This is a genomic window from Haliscomenobacter sp., assembly GCF_965225875.1.
In the GTDB taxonomy this organism is placed as follows: Bacteria; Bacteroidota; Bacteroidia; order Chitinophagales; family Saprospiraceae; genus Haliscomenobacter.
The window spans coordinates 1,445,698-1,465,741 of sequence record NZ_CBDDBS010000002.1 but is presented as its reverse complement, the minus strand read 5'-3'; the positions used below and the strand labels follow the sequence as shown (position 1 = coordinate 1,465,741).

The following is a 20,044-nucleotide window of genomic DNA, read 5'->3' as shown; positions in this document are numbered from 1 at the left end:
AGTTGTTTGACTTAAAAATTAGTTAATGAGCAAATTCCCGACCATCCTGCAATTACGATTTAAAATATTTAAAAGTTTTCCCATCATAACGGCACACCCCAACTTCTGTACCGAACCAAATGTTTCCTTGCTGATCCTCTAAAATGCCAAAAATTTGCCCATCACCCACAATGATTTTATTAAAATAGGGCTCGCCTAAACGGGGCCCGGACCTGCCATCATAACGATACAATGCCATTTTACGAGGCTGCGGTGTGCCAGCACTGAACCAGATGCTCCCTTTTTTGTCTTCGTAAAGAAAACCTATAAAATCCTTGCTGAACTGGGTGAAGTTTTTGCCATCGTAGCGGTATAACCCATCCTGGCCTCCGACCCAAATGTTCCCGGTTTTGTCTTCAATGATCGAACGAACATTGTTGAATGGGACACCTGCTTGATTGTTTACAGCGGTAAAGGTTTTGCCACCAGCCTTGAGCGAAGCCGAAGGGTTGTAATAGCAAACTCCTCCACGAGTGCCAATCCAAATCTTACCGCTGCTATCTTCGATGATCGAATTGACATCGTTGTCGATCAGGCCTTCCTTGGTGGTGAAATTGTGGAAGGATTTGCCATCGAAATAACTTACCCCAGCAGCCGTGCCAAACCAGATGTTTCCCCGTTTGTCCTCCGCAATGCAAGTGACCATGTCATCAGCTAGTCCATCCTTGGTCGTAAAAAGAGTAAATGTTTTGCCATTGTAGCGGTACACACCAGTGCGAATGGTTCCAAACCAGAGGTTCCCCTTTTTGTCCTCCAAAGCCGAAAAAACATGGAAACGCCGCAAATTATCCTTGTTGGTAAAATTGGTGAAGGTTTTTCCATCGTAGCGAATGATGCCTTCCCAGGAGGCAAGCCACAAGTTCCCTTTTTTATCCTGCACCATATTGCGGGTGATGCTTTGGGGACCAAAAGGGGCGTTGATGGTTTTTGTTTCGACAAAATAGGGGTCAGCTATGAGTGTACTCTGGTCTTTTTGCCAGATTGAAACCGGGTTGGGTTCAGCACTGCTCTTCTTGGAAGGGCTACTTTTAGGTTGTCCATTGCAGGATGAGACCATTAGCGATAAAAACAGCAGGGGGATTTGTTTGAAAAAAAAAGATGGCTTCATGTGTCAGTGGTTTTATTTTTTAATTTGTCGTAAATGTATACTCTTCTTAAAAACACCAGCGTGAATGCCTGTAAAAGGATGTAACACAATTGTAAAACCATTGAAAATCAAGGAGTATTCCAGTGTTTTATTTGCACGAGGGTTTAAAAAAAGCATTATTTTTGAGGCATGTTTTCCATCCATCATTTCAAAAATCTGTGGGTAGTGCCCGTGTTGGCTTTGCCCCTGTTGGTTTGGCTGCTGTCGGCTGCCTCGGTAGAAGCCCCCAAAGGGCTGTCGCCTGAAAAGGTCAATCTGGCCTTGCGTCGCACTGCTGACCGCCTGCTGCGCCAATCTGGCGATCATACCAGCCGCATACCCGCTATCGAGCAGGTAGGTACAAATGTGTGGCGGGTAAGCCTGGAGCAGCCTTTTCGCTACGAAGAACTGCCAGCCACGCTTCAGGCCTCTCTCGACCTGTATGGCATCCGACAAACTTATGATGTAGCCCTGCGCCGCTGTGTGTCGGCCATCATCGATTTGGGTTATCACCAGAGTGATGTACGCAAAGATACCGTGCCCTGTATGGGAAGGGAGATGCCTACGGGTTGTCATTTTATTGAAATCAGTTTTTTGGAAAATGAGGACAAAGTATGGTGGGTGGATAAAGGTGCGTTGATTTTGCTGGCCCTGGGCGGACTGGCCAGTATTTGGTTTTTGGGGAGGCAAAAACCTGTACAAACTACACCAGACCCAGTTAATGCAAGTGAAGCACTACTTTTTGGAAACTCCAGACTAGATGTAGCTGCCCAGATTCTAAGTTGTGGCGATGTACGCCAGGACTTGACCTTCCGGGAAACAAAATTGCTCCGGCTTTTTGCCATTAGCCCCAATCAAGTGCTTGAACGGGATTTTATCCTTCAGGAGGTTTGGGCTGATGAGGGCGTTTTGGTTGGCCGGAGTATGGATATGTTTGTGTCGAGGTTGCGGAAAAAACTGGTGATTGATCCTTCGGTGGGGATTGTGGCGGTGCATGGATTGGGGTATCGGCTGGAAACGAGGAGGGATTACCCGGGGTAGTTTTTTTCTTTTTCACCACCTAAGAAACTTAAGGCACTGAAGAAGCACCTAAGTTAGAAGGAGCATCAAGGCTTCACCTCAAACCCAAGCTCATAATAAGACTTGTTTCTACTTTTTGATTTGGTAATGTCCCGATCAAAAACGCGGTTGAGGTTATTGCCGGCCAGGTCTTCCAGGCGGGCATCTACTTGCAGGCGGTAGCGTTGGGCTTTCCAGGGTTTCGCAGGAACAAAAAGCACTTGTTGGTCTCTTTTATCCAGACTTAATTTCCCTTTTACTAGGCTATTGTTTTGATCGACGATGCCTATCGATTCATTCAATAGATAATGGTCCAGGGTTTCTCTGGTTTTGATCTCGAGGGGGGCAGTAGTGCTTGCTACGGGGACTTGCAATTGCCATTGTTTAAGGTCCGGAGCGAGGTCATCGCGCTTTCCTGCTACGAAGGTTTTGCGGTAGGTTTGGGCCAGCTTGAGCCCGTTTTGTCCTTTCCAGGCAGATGAAATCACCAGGTGATAGGTTTCATTCATTTTTAGGGGGTTGCCCAGGGCACGGTTTAAGGTCAGGCCCCTTTTGATCCGGCCGGGATCGAGCCAAAGGGTGAGTACGCTGCTGCTGGTATCCCACAATTCGGGCTGTAGATTCAAAAAAACATTGCGGATTGTGTCCTGCTTTTTATCCAACAAATGAATGAATTGCAGGGATTCTCCACTGCGCATGGGTTTAGAAAAGTGGATATAAAACTTGAGCAAATTCTCAGGTAAAGTATCGAGCTGCGGGTAAATCGCCAGCAATTCGGGTGCTTTTTCGTTTTTGTTGAAAGGGACAAGTACTTGCCCAATGAGCTGATTGTTTTGCAGGATGTGATAGGTAAGTCCTGGCGTTAGTGGAATCAATGGTTCAAACAAAAGCGCGGAATTGTCGGTAGAGAATTTGCCCAATATGGCCCGCTTGTTGCCATTTGCCAGAACTACTTTGATCGAAGGGTCGGTTGTGGCAGCCGAAAAATTTTGGATGAGTTGCTTGGGAATGGAAATGCCAGTTGCCTGCTGGTCGTTCCATACCAGTTCTATGCTCCTTTCTTGCTTTTGGCAAGCACTCAAGGCAAGCAGGAAAAAAAAGGCCAGGCCGCAGATCAGCTGCAACCCGGCTTTTTTTATGGTAGTTCTCTTAGATGTTTTTGCCATCGGAAGTCCAAAGATCAATGTCGCCATTGGTTTTCTTTTGAATGACTACGGCTCTGTTTTCGTCCAATTTAGCCATTTGCATCACTTTTTCGTGTGGCAAAATGATAAAATTGGTACCGGCAGTACCTTCCACTTTTTCGGTCAGAGTGCCCTGGAATTTTGCAATCTCCTCGTGGCTTACCTTAACCGCTGGCCGGTTGTCGTTGGCCATGACCAGGAAAGACTGGTTGCCATCTTTCAACCAAATCATGTCAGAAGGCGTATTCCGGTTGCCCATTTCGGCAATGGTTCTGCCCTTAACGTGTGCGCCTGGCTTCAGCTCATCCATTGGGAAAAGCACCAGCGGCGTACAAGTATAACTGGCTACCACGTATTTTTTGCCCTCAATGGTGGTAGTGGAGAAGGTGCGTACGGGTGAAGTGGTTTCAAAGCGACCGTGGTTGGCGTGGTACAATTCCAGGGTAGCTTCTTCCTCGGCTTTGCCAGTAAATGGGAAATTGATGCTGCGGAAAGAAGAGCTGAATTCCTTGTTGCACAAGCCGCTGATCAACAGCTTACCTTCCTCAAAACCCATATCTGAAATGGACATCAGGCTCAATGGTTTTCCCTGACGGTCTTTTTTGGTTTCGTCGGGAGGATTGTTGACTGCGGTGGATGAGAAGTTTACATCGGTAAGGGAAACGGCTTTGAGCTCGTTGTTGGCGCCGAGGCTGAGCAACACTGGAGTGCCGTCTGCACTTTTCACTGCGATGTAGAGTTTTTTGGAAACCGGGTTGATGGCCATATCAATGATGGAAACATTCTCTTTGGTGGTTCCCAGCGCTTCGGCAATTTTTACATCGATGTTCTTGACCTCGTATTGGATGCTGGCTGCTTTTTTGGTGTCTTTGGTCTCTACCGCAAACACGGTTGAGCTCTGTGAATCACCAATGAACAAGACGCCTTCGGGGCCAAAAGCCAAAGCAGCAATTGACTTTACTGCGGGGGTGCCCTTGCTAAAATTGTATTTGTTTTCGGTCTTTTGGTAAGTACTGGAGATAAAGAGCATTCCCAGCACGCCTACGGCAACAAGAAGAGTGATTTTTTTCATTTCTGATGCGTTTAAAAAGTTAGGTATTGAATGGACGTTTGGTGTCAACTGAACAAGAACTGACTATCTAAGATACCATGAAATACTGAACTGAAAGTCAGGATTCTACAAGTAAGGGCGTTTGGACTGTGACTGGTAGGGAATATTCGATGCTTGGGTTGAGGCTTTATTTACCCAAACTCAACTTATACAAGCCACAGGCATGCGCCGCCAAGCTCTGCGCAAAAGCCCCCTCTTTAACCCCCATTTTCTCCCCACTCCACAAGTTGGTCACTTTGACCTTACCCAGTAAATCGAGATCTGCCAGTTCCACTTTGAGCTCCAGGCCTGGAGTTTCAGAAGTATTGAACAAAGCCAGGTACGTTTCGCCAGTTTTGCTGTTTTTGGAAGTAATCGCCGTTTTGCCATCTTGTTGGTACAGCAGGCGCACCTCGCTGCTCTCGCGGTGCATTTTTAGTACTTCCTTATTGGTCAGCAAAGAAAGGGTGAAGGCATCATTGCTGGGCAAATCGCCACCAAAAATCAGCGGTGAGCGGAAGATGCTGAAGAAGGTCATCAAGGTGTATTGTTCATCTTTAGTCAGTCTGGTAAGGCGGTCTTTGCCCACTTCACCCCGGATGGAGAGACGACCGAGGGGGATCATGTCACAATCGGGCCATGTCCCGGTTTTGATGTAAGGATACCATTGTTTGCTTACCTCCATGAGGTGGGTAATGTGCCGCCAGGTGTCCCATACGTCGTTGACCATGCGCCACATGTTGGCGTGGTTGCTCACGTGGGTGGCGGCGTTGAATGGGGTTTCGCCGGGGGAAGTGCTAAGCACAATTTTGCGGCCACAAGCATTGATGGCATTGCGGATCAGCTCAATCTCGTCCTGGTGGTAAATGGGAGCAGAGAGGTCGTCAATTTTGATAAAATCGACACCCCATTCGGCATAGAGTTTAAAAATGGAGTTGTAGTATTCCTGTGCACCTGGCTTCTTGGCGTCAACGGTGTAATTGTCGCTCAACCACTTGCAGAGGTTTTCCGTAGAGTAAATCTGATCGGCGGTGATGCCGTTGGTGCCCGCGATGGGTAGTTTTTTGTTGACGGCCACTTTGGGGATACCCCGCATGATGTGGATGCCAAATTTCAATCCTTTTTTGTGCACATAAGCCGCCAATTCCTTGAAGCCTTGCCCATTTTTGGCGGATGGAAAACGATTGACCGCGGGTTGATACCGGCCGTTTTCGTCTAGCACGTAGCGAGGGTCTTTTTGGTTGTAGCCACCAGCCTTGTCGTTTTCTACAAACCAACGAATGTCCACTACGATGTATTCCCAACCGTATTTTTTCAGGTTTTTGGCCATGTAATCGGCGTTGGCTTTTACCTCGTGTTCCTCTACGGTGGGGCCATAACAATCCCAGCTGTTCCAACCCAGGGGGGGAGTCAGGGCCCAGGTTTTGAATTCTCCAGGTTTAAAAGTCGTGTTTTGGGCATGAGCAGTAGATACAGCCAGGATGGCGATCAGGCATACAAAGGTGACGGATTTCAACATGGTCATTTTATCCAGATTAAAGAATGGACTTGCAGGTTTTGATCAAAGATAGGGCTTACTTCGGAAACTGCGGATTCGCTTTAATTCTTTTGATCTGGTTCAAATGTCTTTCGGTATGTGCAATCCAAAGTAGGGTGTACTGATGCAGGTCCCGGACATGCCAAACACCCCAATCTGGTGGCCTGAAGATGAAATGGAGCCTGAAATCAGCTTTGGTTTCTTGCACCAATTTGATGACTTCATTGCGAAAGCGGTTGAAAAAATCTAGGAGTTCTGCTTTGGTTTGAAACCGACCTAAGGGTTGTGCAGCCAGAGGAGATTGGCCCTTGTTGGGATCAGAAGCATAGGCAGTCATCACTGAATCTATCCCTTTTACCTTCGCAAGCAGGTCTGGCCGTTCATCGGTATATTGGTTGTTTAGGAGATCCCAATACAAAAGCTCATCATATACTCCAATGTGTTCAAGTACTTCAGCTACTGACCATTGGTCGCTTGCTGGTTTAAAATGTAGTTGTTTTTTATTTAAAGCCTCCACTTCTTTCTGAACTGCGGATTGGGTGTTTTTTAGCCCGTTCAACAACAGTTGGCGGTCTGCCATTGTCCAGATTGCCTGAGATTCCTGCGCCTTTGCGCCTAAAACCAAGCTCAGCATGAAGCATAAAAAAAGGAGTTTTTTGAGCATCACAACCAAAGATTTAATTATCAAGGTAAGGTAAAACATAAAAAGTGCAAGTACAATTAAACCCGTTCAAATAATGGAGGTAGGTAGATTGGAAGTATTCGTCGAAGTGGAAAGGTGGTTTTGTCTGATTTTTATCCTTTTTAGCTAAAAAATTATTGTTTATCAATAAATATTTACCGATATTTGCTTTGTCAAAAACAGTAAAGATGAAAATACGGACAGAACAAATTCTCACTTTTTTGAAAATTGTAGCCTGGTTAGCCTTCGTTGGGTATGCCATAAAAGCTGGGGCTCAGACAGTTGCGCTGGTCGTCGGGTTTATCAATCCGGAGTTAGGAGACAAACTCTACGAGGCTAACCCATTGCTGTTTAAACTGCTGAAGTACAATAGCTCTTACTTTGCCAATGCCATGTCGATGCTGGTGTTTTTATCCGCCTTTAAGGCTCATGTATGGTATCTGGTCATTCAATTGTTGTCAAAATTGAGACTCCAAACACCCTTTTCAAGGGACATAGCCAAAAGATTGGAAAAAATTGCCTTTGAGCTACTCGGCATCTGGCTCGTCAACATCGTGGGAATGGGCTATTTGAAATGGTTGGAAAAAACCACTGGAGAGCAATTGGGTGACCTTGGTGTTGGCGACGAGTTTTTGTTGTTTGCGGCCATTGTGTACATTGTCGCTCAAATTTTCAAACGGGGCATTGAACTCAAAGAGGAAAACGAACTAACCGTATAAACCATGCCGATCATTGTGAACCTGGATGTGATGTTGGCGCGCCGCAAAATGCAACTTCAGGAGTTGGCCGAAAAGGTAGACATTACCATCGCCAATCTCTCTATTTTAAAAACGGGCAAGGCCAAAGCGGTGCGTTTCAGTACTTTGGAGGCTATTTGTAAGGCGTTGAATTGCCAGCCGGGGGATATTTTGGAGTTTGTGGATGAGGAGCAGGGCATCACAAATAATAAATGAGCACAAAGGGCACAAAGAAAAGCACAAAGGGCACAAAGGTGGGATGTTGACAAAGCGATGCGCTCAAATTTTGGTTTCATTGCCGCTCATTTTTTATGATAACCCTTGTCAACGTCTCATCTTTGTGCCCTTTGTGCTTTTCTTGGTGTTCTTTGTGCTGAAAAATTGTGTCGCTTTATGTTTTTCTTAAAAACTCGTGGTAATTCATGTCATTTTAGTACCGCCGGCAAAATATACTCCGACAACATTTTTGCCACCTGCGGATGCGCATAAGGCATGCCATAAGCCGTGGCCGTAACGACAATCACCAGCGGTAAATCCTTAAAAACCAGGATGTAATTCCCCCCATTGCCCGCGCAATAAAAAGCCTCGTAAGTTTTGCCGTTCACCTGGAAACTTTTGTTCCAGAACAGATAGCCATAAAATTCACGGTCTCTTTCGGGTATTTGCTTCTGCTTGCTGAAGGACTTGTCTACCCATGCTTTGGGGATGATTTGTTGCTTGTTCCAGACCCCACCATTTTTATAAAGCAGCCCATACTTCGCAAAATCCAGGGCATTCATCTGAATCCCACCTGCAGTATTCGGCACCTGTTGAGGGGTATATTGCCATTGGTAATTGCTAATCCCGAGGGGTTTAAACAAACGTTCAGTGGCATAGGCTTCCAGCCCACCCTTAACTTGTTTGTTTAAAATATCGCCCAAAAGCACCACTCCAGCCGTAAAATAACTCCACTCGCCTTTGGGTTTGTTGAGGTCAAAAGGTAAATCCAGGGCAAATTTTACCCAATCCGAAGTGGGGTACATGTTTTCTTCATTCCCGGGTGATTGGTCGTCGTTGTCATTGCCAGCAAAGCCCGAGCTCATGGTGAGCAATTCCCGGATACTGGTTTTTTCTTTGGGCAAGCTGAAATTGGCAAATGATTTGAGTTGGTAAAAATCCTTCAAGGTTTGGTTTTCATCCTTCAAGTAGCCGTCGCGGATGGCAATTCCGCACATTGTGGAGGCAAAGGACTTCCCTACCGAGCGGGTATCGTGCAGGGAGTTGCGGTTTTTGCCATTGAAATACTCTTCGATCAACAATTTGCCATTTTTGATGACGACTACACTGCTAATTTTTTTAAAAACACCTTCATCAATGTTCCCTTTGAGCTCCTTGATTTTGTTTTGGTCAAAAAGTTCTTTTGAAACCGGAAGGCCATTGTAAGGCATCACTTTAGTCAAGCTGACGGTAGACACGTCAATTTTTGGATGCCTCAGCACTTCCAGTGCCAAATCGCCCGCCGCGATGATTTCTCCAACTTTTAACTCAGCGGAGTTTACATAAGGCCGAATTTCCATTCTGAGCAAATGTTTCCCGTCGCTCAGGGCAGCCTCTCCTCCGTTGTAAAGGAATCGGTTCCAGAAAGATTCACTCCATGAGCCACCGCCATTTTCATTGTCGACCAATGGCCGATTGAGGACCATTGCGGTGTCCTGCATCCTGGCTTGGGGTGCTCCGGGCCAAAGGTTGCTTTGGTAGATTTGTTTGCCGTCTATCAACAAGGTAAACTGGTAATTGCCAATTTTCACCAAAGAATCAGCAGTCAGATCAGGTTGTAAACGATGGAGGTAATTGGTCAAAGAATTGCCCAAAAATGCGGTAAAAAAGAGATTGCTTTTATTGGTGAGGGTATACGATTGCAGGAAATCGGATTCCTTTAACGCTGAGATAGGAATGTATTTTTGGGTGAAAAAGACCCGACCCAAATTGTTTTGGTGCAAGGTGGTTTTTATACCTTCGGGCTTTACCAGATCGGCGACTTGCCCACATAACCCCAAAGGCAGCAGAATACTGGCCAAAAAGAACAAACAAACAGCCTTCATTTTTTTAAGTTTGGTGATTTGACACCAAAGGTATTGGGAAGCTGATCAGGAAAATAGAATGAAATTAACGTCAAAAAAACAGCATTTTGCGGTAGGCTAGGGGACTGATGCCCATTACCTCTTTAAAACAGCGGATGAAATGGCTCTGATCGGCAAAGCCGCAGGTAAAAGCAATGTCTGTTAGCGTTTGCTGTTGGTTGGAGATGAGCGGCAAAGATTTTTCAACCTTTATTTTTCGGAGGTATTCTCCAAAGCTGCAATGAAAATACCGCGAAAAATCCCTGGAAAGATGCCCCGGATGGATGCCTGCTGCCTGGGCCAACTGAGCAAGGGATATACTTTCATTGAATTGATCGTGTAAAAACTCTTTTACCTTTTTTACCCAGGAAGGGTTGATCTTTAAAACATCTTCCTGATTGCGTTGGATGCCGGACAGGGTCTCTAGCAACAATCCTTGAATGGACAAATCGCTGGCATTGTCCTGGAGTTTTGACTCCACAAAAATTTTGTACAGCAGCAATTTGTGTTTCGGGTTGGATATTAGGATGTTCCCTTGAAAGCTTTGCAAATCAAAAGAAAAAGTATCTACCCATTTTTGCTCCAATTCGATGTGGAATCCCCTCGTGTAACCCTTTGGCTTTATGTTGTAATGCGGCTCCTGCCAGTTGTGAAACAAGATGGTTCCTGCAGGGCAGTGGTTCACTTCTTTTTTGTTGCCTTCAATCAGATTTCCTTGCAGAATAAAGGTGAAATAAGGGTTTTCGTGATAATGCCAATCCACTTTGTCATGGGTGTAGGCGGTGTCGGTCAGGGTGATGCCGTCCAGGTAGACTGTTTCGGTGGTCTGGCCGTAAAATTGTCCCTTGGGCAGATGGATCATGGATGGGAGTGTTGGTTGAAAAATAGGTTTATTCAATTGCCAAAACCATTTTGAATTTCCTCTAAAAAATAGGTTTCAATCAACCTGCAATAACTTTGTCTAGGATAAATTCTCTCTTTCAAATTATTGCTTAGGTATTCATAAATGTCAAACTCCTCGTTTTCTCTTTTTATCAAATCGATAACCCTATATCTTTGCCCATCTCTCATTTGAAGCTCGACTCTATCAAAAGTCATATGATCTACAGGAGTATGATATCGACCATATTCATAACAAAATATGAGGGTCACATGCATGTTCCTAAAAAGAATTTCCTCCGCACTACAACTAAGCAAGGTGAATTTTCCTGCCTCTAATGGAATTTTAAAATCTTCTAATAAGGTCTCAACTTCGATAGCCCATAGGCTTATTAATCTTTTGTTGTACTCTGAGTTCATGGTTTGTTGTTTTTGATTCAGTTTTCAAGTTGTTCAAACCCCACAACATAAACAGGATCTCTATAATGGTACCGATTAAAAATAGAACTGAAGGAATTCCATCGACGAGTATGCTTAACATTCGACCAGAGGCCAGCCCGCCCATAAAAACAATACTGCTTAGCGTGGCTCCACGCCAATGTTCCTCTTTAAAAATGCCAATGATCCAATACGTTGCAAAGCCCAAATAAAGCCCCATCATAGCTCTAAAAACATGACTCAAATCAACACTTTCAACCTTAAAGTCGAACAAAAAGGGTAGAACCTGGCTCGGGCAAAGACCATAACTCAGTCCAACCAAGATGATGGTAAGAGATGCTATTCCCAGGTGTAAATTCCTAATTTGTATGATTGGGTTTGGCATTTTTTATCCCTTCTCCACCAGTTTCAACCAATCCTGAATGATTTTTTGCAGCGCTCCTTGTTTTGCTTGCACATCCTCCAGATCTTTAAAAATGGCGATCCGCCTGCCATCTTTATAATCCCCTTCAAGTAACCCGGATTGGTCATTTACTTTGGCTCCACTTGGAAATACCAGCATGATTCGTCCTTTGTGCAGGTTCATCACGATCAGGTCTCTTTTGTATTCTTTGGGGTCAAATTCTACCATCTCGCCAGTATAGTAAAAACTGGGATTATTCCATTTTATCCTTTCACCAATTTCGGGATCGGTGCCCAAGATGATCTGGCGCAAAGTTTCAACCACCTGAGCCAGGGCTGGCTCCAGTTTTTGGATGTGTTCACAGACTTGTTCCTGGTCGTTGAGTTTGGCTTTCATGTTTGGCATTTTATTGAAAAAGTTGTTTGGGTAAAATTATTAAAAACTTTTCGTTTTGTAAATGTTGATTTTAAATCTTTACTGGCTTTAATTCTTCAGTTTAACCTATCCAAAGCAGGTTTTTATTTTTAGGGTCAGTTCCCTTAATTTTTCCTCATGTTCTGATCGGACTTTCTCCAGGTCCAAAGTTCCCCCCAGGATCAACATTTCTTTGTTTGTAAATCTTTTACCCAGCCTGTCCCCCAACATCACGGTTTGCATGCTTTGAGCAATGTTTATTTCTTCCAAAAACGCGTTGGGGTGACCGGCCGTGCAAATTACAGCGCCGAATGGAATGGTTTTCATGGGCTGCATTTGGGGGCGATGCCCATAAGCGTAACCTACGCTGTACACCCGGTCAAACCAACCTTTCAGCTTGGCCGGACAATCGCTCCACCACACCGGGTATACGAATAAAACGCAATCCGCCCATTCCAGTTTTTGGTGTTCTGCTTTGACATCAGGAGGGATGGGCAAGTCAACTTCTGCAAAGCCTTCACGTTTGTATTCCGCTTCGGACATATCGCTTTGAAAATCCAGGGCATACAAGTCGGATACTTCTATCTGCCAGTTTTCTTGAGCTAGCAGGGTTTGGATTTGTTGCAAAACAGCATGTGTATATGACTTTTTGCTAGGGTGGCAATAGACAATTAAGGCGTTCATTTTTAAGTGTGGTTAAATAAGAGATGTTTTCCTTTATCCTTTTGGCTTTCATTCGGCCCGTAAGCTCTCCACCGGATTGGCTATTGCGGCCTTCACCGATTGAAAACCAACCGTCAAAAATGCAACCAGCACTGCAGCAGCGCCCGCAAGGGCAAACATCCACCATTGCAGGTCAATCCGGTAGGCAAAACCAGTCAGCCATTGTTGCATGAAATAATAGGCAATGGGTGAGGCAATGATGATGGCAATGACAACCAATTTCAAAAAATCTTTGGTCAAAAGCGCCGTGATGCCTGCAACCGACGCGCCGAGGACTTTGCGGATGCCAATTTCTTTGGTGCGATTAATTGTCGAAAGGGCAGCCAAACCAAACAAACCCAAACAGGCCAAAAATACCGCAATACCACCTGCCCAACCAATGGTTTTGCTCATACGGGATTCGGCCACATAAACCTTCTGGAGGTTTTCATCCAGAAAGGTATAGCGGAAAGGCAAAACTGGCTCGGCCTTGCTCCAGGCTGCCTGAATCTGACTGAGCGCTTGCTGAGGGTCGCCAGGAGCGATGCGCACAAAAAACTGTTGGGGCAAACGGCCATGAGCCATAAACAACATCGGGTATAATTTCTCGTGGAGCGAACGGAAATGGTAATCTTGCACTACCCCAATCACCACGGGATTGCGGGTGGGGTCGGCCACATTGTAGCCAGTGAGTACCTGGCCGATGGCAGTTTCATTGGTCCAGCCGAAATTACGTACCGCAGCCTCGTTGAGGATAACCGAAGTCACCGTGTCCTGTATCCGCTTGGGGTCAAAATTTCGTCCGGATATCAAGGGGAGTTTCAGCACGCTGAGGTATTCTGCGTCGATAAAATGTTCAAAAATATCGGTGGTTTTTCCATGATATTCAAAGCGGGTATTGCCCGCGATGGCACCTGCTCCGAGCGAAAATTCCGCTCCGCTGATCCCTTCAATTTTCGGCTGATTGACCAGTGATTGACGTAATCGGGCCAGGGTTTTAGCAGGGTCGGTCGTACCGTTGGCACTGACCACCACAACGTTTTCTTGATCAAAACCCAGGTCTTTTGAGCGCAAGAAATTCATCTGCCACAACATGATGAACGTGCAAGCCATAAAACCAACTGAAAGCACAAACTGAAAAGTGACCAGGGATTTGGTGAACCAGTTTTCGCCACCAATCTTTAACTTGCTTTTTAAGGTTTCGAGTGGCGAAAAACCAGACAACACAAAGGCTGGATAAGTTCCCGCCAAAACACCAACCAGCAAGGCTAACCCGGGGATCAGCCCAAAAAGCTCGGGGAATTGCTGGAAATCAAAAGTCAATTGTTTGTCAGACAATTGATTGAAGACAGGTAAAAGCATCGCAGCTAAGGCTATGCCCAGGATGGTTGAAAAACAACTGAGCAAAATAGCCTCCACCAGGTACTGCCTGGAGAGTTGTCCCCGGCTCGCTCCCACGATTTTGCGCACCCCAATTTCCCGCGCCCGGCCTGCTGAACGCCCAATGGAAAGCGTCGTAAAATTGATACAAGCGATGAGCAAAATGATGCCGCCGATGGCTAGTAAAATCAGCGATAAGGAGGGATTTACACCTAAATTTGGGTCGTGGTGCAGCGACTGAATGGGCAAGAGCCCAAAGGTGACGGGTAGCTCCGGTTTGTTCCACAGCCCAGCAGTGCGGAGCGACTTTTCTACATCGGGGTAATATTTTCCAAAAAACTGATCCATACGAGCCTGGTTATTGGCCAAACCAGAACCAGGGCGCAATTCAACAAAGGTTTGCATCGACAATTGAGCCCAGTCCGTTGCGGCTGCCTTACCGCGTTCAGTGGTGGCGAATTTTTCAAAAGGCATTAAAATGCCAAACTGAAGGCTCGAATTGGAGGGTAAATCCTTTACAACGGAAGACACTGTAAATGGCTCAAATTGAGTACCTCCAGCCGCGTTGATTTCCAGGATTTTGCCCATTGGATTGGACTCGCCGAATAGTTTTTGCGCCATTTTTTCGCTCAAAACCACGTTGTTGGCTGAACTGAGCGCGGAGTTTGCATTCCCGTATAAAAAAGGAAAGTCAAACATTTGGAAAAACGCCGGGTCGACAAAGCTGGCCGGTTCTTCTACCACTCCGTTCGGGGTACGCAGCAAAAAACTTTCCCCTGCACCTTGCAATCGCGCGAAGCGTGCTACATCAGGTAAATCGGCTTTCAAGGCTGGCCCAAGCGGCATCGGCAAATTGCTCATTTTTTGAGCGGGCTGGCCACTGATTTCGCCAATGGCTTCATACACCGCAAATAAGCGATCTGCCTTGGCATGAAAACGGTCGAAACTATACTCGTTGATGACGTCCAGCAAAAACAGTGCGAAACAAGCCAAACCGACGGAAAGGCCTACAATGTTGATGACGGAGATGGCCTTATTTTTCCACAAGGAACGGAAGGCGATGGTGAGGTAATTTTGGATCATATCAATAGACTACCCAAGCAACGTGCCAAGTATTTAAGGCAATGATAGTTAATATTTTAAAATAATTCGATTTTTTAAAAACGTCCGAAATTGGACGCTCTCAGTTCAATTTCGAACGCGTTTGGTTTACTTGGCCTGCGACACCACCTGATAACTATACGCAATCCCCGTCGCCACACTATTGAAATTATCCCCGGATTTGATTTTTTCTGGGCCAAATAAGCGGCTGAAAATGTTGCTGAGCGGCCGGACGTAAGAAGTGCCGCCTGTCATAAAAACCGTATCGATGGCTGCAAATTCAATGTTTTGGCTATTTAAGAATGCATGTAGGTAGGCCTCAATTTTAGCCACATTTTTGTGGATGATCACACTTTCAAAGTCTTCAATGGTAATGGATTCATCGATTTGGATGTCCATTTCATGAAAAGTAAAGTTGGAGACATCCTGATCGGTTAAACCGAATTTTGCTTTTTCAATTTGTTTAAAGAGAATATAACCCAGGTTCTTTTCAATCAAAGTCAACAGGTTTTTTACCCGGTAATCGCGCCCTGCGGCAAAGTAGGATTTGTTGATGGTGTTGCGCCATTTGTAGGTGTCCAGGAAGTTCATTTTTTCCCAGGAACAAATGTTGGTAAAATAGGAGAGGGGCAGGTCAATCCATTTTCCTTCCCCCAGTTTTTCCTTCACCCCCCGACCAAAATGGGGGGTGCCCCGGTGCCACATGATGTCCGAATCAAAACTATCGCCGCCGATATAGATGCCGCCTTTGGCGATCATGTCGCCACTGCGGTCGGGATTGTGGATGGCCTCGGGCTTGAGTTTCATGATGGAAAAATCCGAGGTGCCGCCACCAAAGTCGGCTACAAGCACCAGCTCTTCTTTGGTAATTTGCCGTTCGTAAGTGAATGCCGCCCCGATGGGCTCCATTTGAAAATAAAAGGTTTCAAAGCCAGCAATCCGTACAGCCTTGGCCAGGCGCTCCTGGGCGAGTTGGTCTTTTTCGGGGTTTTCATCAAAAACCACGGGGCGGCCAATCACGGCTGTGGTGATATGGGTGCCCAAAAAATCATCGGCTTGTTTTTTTAAATGGAGCAAAATCAAAGCAACCAAATCCTCGGCTTTGTAGAGCTTGGTGAAAATCCGAGTGCCCAGGAAACTTTTATTCGGCAGCGCCCGCTTGATGGACTTCATAAAACGGCCTTGCATGCGGCTTTCCACGTAGGCTCCCACGGCTGTTTCTCCCACGGAATAAGTCAGTGGTGCAATGGGGATTTGAGCGTCTGGAAAAAACAGCAGGGAAGGGGTGGTGAAAATTTTCAACACGCTGTTCGTTCGGGTGTCCAGAATGGCTAAGGCCGAGTTGGTGGTGCCAAAGTCGATGCCGTAGATAAAATGATTCATGGGGCAAAGGTATTAAAAAATATCCTCAGCCTTTTTGCGACTTCAAGCCATTGGGAAATAGTATAGCGACCAACACCACAATCAGCAAAAAATTATACTCCCAGCCATTGCGCCCACCGCCAACTACATACCAGCCTTCTTTAAAATGCAGCATCACAATGCCAGTCAGCAGGACGGAAATGGTCACGATAGCCGCAGGTTTGATGAATTTGTCGAGCAAAAGGCAAATGGCCGCAGCGACGTGCGATAGTTTGATGGCCCAGGCCAATGGCACACCAATTGGTGCAAAACCAACCGTATTGAGGTACAAATTGCCAAAATTATTGACGTCTCCAGTGTAAATGCTGGGCAGGCTGTGGGTCAATAAAATGATGGCTACTGCAGTGCGGAGTAGGAAGGTGGAGTTGCTGAAATTCATGTTGATATCAGATTTTAAGGATGATTTTCCTCGCCTATTTTACTGGCTACGTACTCACGGAGGTACGCCTTGAGTTTTTCAACCGTTTGGTGGAGGCCTTCGCTGGATTTATGCTGAATCTCCACCAGTTCAAATAGCTCTTTGGTTTCATACAACTTGTACCAATCGAGCAGGGTCTGATCCTCGCGGCCTTCAAACTCGATGACAGCGATAAAATTAGGGTCAAAATGCTCGTGCACCAATTTTTTGTGCTTCACCACTTCCCTGAAAATGGTTTTGTTGGGGTATTCTTTCCCATCCGGCCCCTGCATCACAAAAAGCCACTCCCCCTCGGGCTTGACTTCCATTTTGGTAATGGTATTGCTAAAGCCATTGGGGCCCCACCAGTGCTGGATGTGTTCGGGTTTTGTCCATACCTCCCAAACCAGGTCTAAGGGGGCGTCTAATTGGATCGAATTTTTTTGTTCCCGGTCGGTGGTATTGCGTTTGTCGAGTTGCATGTTTTTTGTTTGGAGGGAAAATTTTGAGTGAAAGCAATTTTGAAATGTTGATAGTACTGGAGCGGTTCGGCCACAATTTCCTCCAAAGTAGGCATTTTTTTCCACTCTTTTGATTGTTGCTTATGTGCCAAGGGTACCTGTCTTAACTTCTCCAGCTCGTTGGTAGGTGGCAATAATCACTCCGGTTGGGGTGATCACACTCTCGGTTAAGGTAAATGCCGCCGGAACGCTGCCATCGGCAAACAATTTTTTCCCCTCACCAAGGATCAAGGGGTGGATTTTGAGCCGGAGCTCGTCCACCAGGTCATATTTGAGTAGCAGCTGAACCAACTCGCTGCTGCCCCAAACCTGGAGGTCTGCACCTGCAGTATTTTTAAGCGCTCTGATGGCTGCAGGGCTGTTGAGGAATACCGAGTTCTTCCAGTCTGACTTGGTCAGGGTGTTGGACATGACGTACTTGGTGCCTTCGTTGATCCCTGGCCAAAATTCGCCATGTTCTGGCCAGTAAGCGGCCCAAATGTCAAATGTTTTTCGGCCTAAAAGATAATCGGCAGGTTCCAGCTCTTTTTGCACCACCGCATCATAAACCTCATCGCCATAGGGGGCAACCCAACCACCGTATTGGAAACCGCCCGAGGTGTCTTCTTTTGGTCCACCCGGGCCTTGGATGATTCCATCCAGGGTAATCATGGATAAAACAGTTATTTTTCGCATGGTATTGGTGTTTGGTGAGGGTGCAAATTTCGGGAATAAATATGGAGCTTGGGATGGGGGATTGCGACAATTGGGGTGGGGGGATGCGGCTTTAATTGGCATCAGCAAGACTGCTCAAGCCAGCCAATACATCCACCCGCAAGGTGTGTTGTACTTTTTCGGGCTCTTCAAACATGGGGCTATGCGCCGATTTCCAAAAAGTATAAAATCCTTTTAATGGCGCTTTTAATTGATAAAAATACAGTTTTGCTTCATCGTAAGAGCAAGTGTAATCGTAAATGCCCTCGAAAAAATAAACGGGCAATTTCAGTTCTGGAATTGTCTGACTCAAATTGGTAGCGAGTATTTCATTCCAGACCACACTAACTCCAGCATTGGCTTTGGAACGCCACAAGTTTATTTTTTCCCTCAGGGTGTACTCCCGGAATTGTAGGGATGGAATAAAAATACCGTTTAGTACCGAGTGCATGTGATGCATGGTGCCGATGCCAAGGCTATGCATGGCTTTATCGCGCCAGAGGAGATACGCCTTGGGTACCCCATCTGCCAGTGTGACTGGGGCTCTTTCAAGTTTTCGGGTCATTTTTTTGTTTCCCTCCTCTTTGAAACGCTTCAGCATGTAGTCATAAGCGCGTATTTCGGACTGCAACTGGTTCGACATCTGGGCTATGCCAATGTAAGCATGGTACAGTTCCGGTGCTTTTGCTGCTGCCTGAATGGCAACAAAGGTCCCCCCGGAATGGCCCATTAGGTAAATCTTCTCTTTGTGGAATCGTTGTCGGAGGTAATTGGTCATTGCTATCACATCTGCTACCAATTGCTCAGTTGTTACGGTCTCTGTGGCGTTTTTAGGGTGGTAAGACAACCCAATGCCCCGCTGCTCCCACCAAACAACAACAAATTCGTCCTCAAACCCGGTGGGGTAGTTTTGGGTTAAAAAATAATCAGGAATTCCGCCATGCACATATAGCAACACAGGTTTTGTTACATCTTTGCCTTTAATGAACATACCCTGATGGGAGTGATTGATTTTTATAAAACTTTTCTCCGATATGCTACCGCTTAGGGGTTTTCCATTTGCATCGAGGAAGGGTTTGGGCTTTCCCGGGCTATACGACCACAATAGACCGAGAGCAATAACAGCACAGAATAGTATGGCGGAGAATAAAACCAACATAAACCACCTTGCTTTTTGAATAATAGAATCCCGCTTCGCCTTGCTCATTTTATGGCAGGAGTTGAAATTTGTCTTTTAAATAGTATGGCCAGCAACAGCATAAAAGCAGGCGCAGTAACGCCCCAAGGCGCACCTAAAAGCAAAAGTTTTTCAGAAAAAACGGGATAGAAGTAAACATAAGCAATGAAGGGGGTGGTGATGCTATGCACAATGAAGGCCAACCTGACCCATTTTTGAAACCCTTGTTTTTCAAAAACAGGGATTGCTGCCAAAGTTGCAAAGCCCATAAAAATGTAGCCTATGGCGTCAAAATCCCAAAACAGAGAATGGGGCGTTTGTTTTAACAATTCAATTTGATCACCCATACCACTGGAAACCATTGGGATAACCGTGGCCAACTGAACAATGTAGTTCGCGACAACAAAAGGGGCATACAAAACGGCAAAAATGAGCGCCGCGTGGCTCCAGAATTTTTTCTCGGCAGGAACCACGTAATGCAAGGCCAACATTTCCAATATAAACGGTACGGAGATACACAAAGACGAACCGTAAATGGATATTTCATCATAAGGATAGGGAAATACCCTGAAAAGTTGCAGGGTTTGAAATATGGTAAATGCTGCGGTTGAAATACCGGCTGCTAAGCCCGACAAGTAGCCGATTTTGTAGAGCCGATTGTCTGTACTCCAGGGGGGTAAATTATCTTCTTTCATTTCTTGCTATTTTTTGGATGCTGTAGGGAAAGGAAATATAGATGCCTGCGCCCGATACAAGCCAAGGAACTCAGGAGGGCGGCGGGAATCTATACAGGTACAAAATTACGGGCACACAAAAATTCAGGAAATGATTGATGTCATTGGGAAGAATGACTGATTTTTAGGGGAACGGGGATACAATTGCCATTGGTCCAAAATCGTAGGGATTAGCTCTCTTGATGATCGTGCAGAAGGTGGTCAAAGCAAAAGCGGATAATGAGGAACTG

At 45.8% G+C, this 20,044-nt stretch carries 21 protein-coding genes; 3 read left to right on the top strand and 18 right to left on the bottom strand.

Going from position 1 to position 20,044, the window contains the following annotated elements:
• Positions 1-52: 52 nt before the first annotated feature.
• A complete protein-coding gene (locus ACO08K_RS08710; RefSeq protein WP_421796007.1) occupies positions 53-1,147 on the bottom strand; it encodes a ligand-binding sensor domain-containing protein in 1,095 nt (364 codons plus the stop codon).
• A 168-nt stretch (positions 1,148-1,315) separates the two neighbouring features.
• On the opposite strand from ACO08K_RS08710, the gene ACO08K_RS08705 reads away from it, so the two are divergent.
• On the top strand, positions 1,316-2,206 hold the full coding sequence (locus tag ACO08K_RS08705) for a winged helix-turn-helix domain-containing protein (RefSeq protein ID WP_421796006.1): 891 nt from the start codon (positions 1,316-1,318) through the stop codon (positions 2,204-2,206).
• A 65-nt stretch (positions 2,207-2,271) separates the two neighbouring features.
• Here ACO08K_RS08705 and ACO08K_RS08700 read toward each other — a convergent pair whose 3' ends face one another.
• The 4 genes from ACO08K_RS08700 to ACO08K_RS08685 form a co-directional block, all read right to left on the bottom strand.
• A complete protein-coding gene (locus tag ACO08K_RS08700) occupies positions 2,272-3,417 on the bottom strand; it encodes an Ig-like domain-containing protein (RefSeq protein WP_421796005.1) in 1,146 nt (381 codons plus the stop codon).
• Positions 3,374-4,480 carry a hypothetical protein gene (locus tag ACO08K_RS08695; protein WP_421796004.1) on the bottom strand — a complete coding sequence of 369 codons (1,107 nt, stop codon included), beginning with the start codon at positions 4,478-4,480 and terminating at the stop codon, positions 3,374-3,376. Before ACO08K_RS08695 ends, ACO08K_RS08700 begins: the two co-directional genes overlap by 44 nt.
• A gap of 166 nt (positions 4,481-4,646) precedes the next feature.
• Positions 4,647-6,017, bottom strand: coding sequence for a glycoside hydrolase family 27 protein (locus tag ACO08K_RS08690; RefSeq protein ID WP_421798300.1), 1,371 nt, complete (start codon positions 6,015-6,017; stop codon positions 4,647-4,649).
• A gap of 55 nt (positions 6,018-6,072) precedes the next feature.
• Positions 6,073-6,699 (bottom strand): DinB family protein, encoded by a 627-nt coding sequence (locus ACO08K_RS08685; RefSeq protein ID WP_421796003.1) that lies wholly within the window; start codon positions 6,697-6,699, stop codon positions 6,073-6,075.
• Positions 6,700-6,905: 206 nt separating this feature from the next.
• On the opposite strand from ACO08K_RS08685, the gene ACO08K_RS08680 reads away from it, so the two are divergent.
• Together ACO08K_RS08680 and ACO08K_RS08675 are read left to right on the top strand one after the other, a co-directional pair.
• Positions 6,906-7,436, top strand: coding sequence for a DUF2975 domain-containing protein (locus ACO08K_RS08680; protein ID WP_421796002.1), 531 nt, complete (start codon positions 6,906-6,908; stop codon positions 7,434-7,436).
• Between the two features lie 3 nt (positions 7,437-7,439).
• On the top strand, positions 7,440-7,670 hold the full coding sequence (locus tag ACO08K_RS08675; RefSeq protein ID WP_320029425.1) for a helix-turn-helix domain-containing protein: 231 nt from the start codon (positions 7,440-7,442) through the stop codon (positions 7,668-7,670).
• A 209-nt stretch (positions 7,671-7,879) separates the two neighbouring features.
• Here the strand turns inward: ACO08K_RS08675 and ACO08K_RS08670 are convergent, their stop codons facing one another.
• The 13 genes from ACO08K_RS08670 to ACO08K_RS08610 all read right to left on the bottom strand — a co-directional run bounded on the left by ACO08K_RS08670 (position 7,880) and on the right by ACO08K_RS08610 (position 19,775).
• Positions 7,880-9,535 (bottom strand): serine hydrolase domain-containing protein, encoded by a 1,656-nt coding sequence (locus ACO08K_RS08670; protein ID WP_421796001.1) that lies wholly within the window; start codon positions 9,533-9,535, stop codon positions 7,880-7,882.
• A 70-nt stretch (positions 9,536-9,605) separates the two neighbouring features.
• Entirely contained in the window at positions 9,606-10,415 is an 810-nt protein-coding gene (locus ACO08K_RS08665) for a helix-turn-helix transcriptional regulator (RefSeq protein WP_421796000.1), read from the bottom strand.
• A 32-nt stretch (positions 10,416-10,447) separates the two neighbouring features.
• Positions 10,448-10,852 carry a hypothetical protein gene (locus tag ACO08K_RS08660; RefSeq protein WP_421795999.1) on the bottom strand — a complete coding sequence of 135 codons (405 nt, stop codon included), beginning with the start codon at positions 10,850-10,852 and terminating at the stop codon, positions 10,448-10,450.
• Complete coding sequence (locus ACO08K_RS08655) at positions 10,800-11,255, bottom strand: DUF4345 domain-containing protein (protein WP_421795998.1); 456 nt, start codon at positions 11,253-11,255, stop codon at positions 10,800-10,802. Before ACO08K_RS08655 ends, ACO08K_RS08660 begins: the two co-directional genes overlap by 53 nt.
• Before the next feature lie 3 nt (positions 11,256-11,258).
• Entirely contained in the window at positions 11,259-11,669 is a 411-nt protein-coding gene (locus tag ACO08K_RS08650) for a DUF1801 domain-containing protein (RefSeq protein WP_421795997.1), read from the bottom strand.
• 105 nt (positions 11,670-11,774) lie between these two features.
• The gene (locus ACO08K_RS08645; RefSeq protein ID WP_421795996.1) at positions 11,775-12,371 is read right to left on the bottom strand and encodes an NAD(P)H-dependent oxidoreductase; all 597 of its coding nucleotides are present in this window, start codon (positions 12,369-12,371) and stop codon (positions 11,775-11,777) included.
• A 48-nt stretch (positions 12,372-12,419) separates the two neighbouring features.
• Positions 12,420-14,852 (bottom strand): ABC transporter permease, encoded by a 2,433-nt coding sequence (locus tag ACO08K_RS08640; protein WP_421795995.1) that lies wholly within the window; start codon positions 14,850-14,852, stop codon positions 12,420-12,422.
• Between the two features lie 126 nt (positions 14,853-14,978).
• Positions 14,979-16,253, bottom strand: coding sequence for an Hsp70 family protein (locus ACO08K_RS08635; RefSeq protein ID WP_421795994.1), 1,275 nt, complete (start codon positions 16,251-16,253; stop codon positions 14,979-14,981).
• A gap of 25 nt (positions 16,254-16,278) precedes the next feature.
• Positions 16,279-16,671, bottom strand: coding sequence for a DoxX family protein (locus ACO08K_RS08630; protein WP_421795993.1), 393 nt, complete (start codon positions 16,669-16,671; stop codon positions 16,279-16,281).
• A 14-nt stretch (positions 16,672-16,685) separates the two neighbouring features.
• Positions 16,686-17,171, bottom strand: coding sequence for an SRPBCC domain-containing protein (locus ACO08K_RS08625; protein WP_421795992.1), 486 nt, complete (start codon positions 17,169-17,171; stop codon positions 16,686-16,688).
• Between the two features lie 120 nt (positions 17,172-17,291).
• Positions 17,292-17,885, bottom strand: coding sequence for a dihydrofolate reductase family protein (locus tag ACO08K_RS08620; RefSeq protein ID WP_421795991.1), 594 nt, complete (start codon positions 17,883-17,885; stop codon positions 17,292-17,294).
• A gap of 91 nt (positions 17,886-17,976) precedes the next feature.
• On the bottom strand, positions 17,977-19,062 hold the full coding sequence (locus tag ACO08K_RS08615) for an alpha/beta hydrolase family protein (protein ID WP_421795990.1): 1,086 nt from the start codon (positions 19,060-19,062) through the stop codon (positions 17,977-17,979).
• 44 nt (positions 19,063-19,106) lie between these two features.
• Positions 19,107-19,775: a hypothetical protein gene (locus ACO08K_RS08610; protein WP_421795989.1), complete on the bottom strand. Its 669-nt coding sequence runs from the start codon at positions 19,773-19,775 to the stop codon at positions 19,107-19,109.
• Positions 19,776-20,044 lie beyond the last annotated feature (269 nt).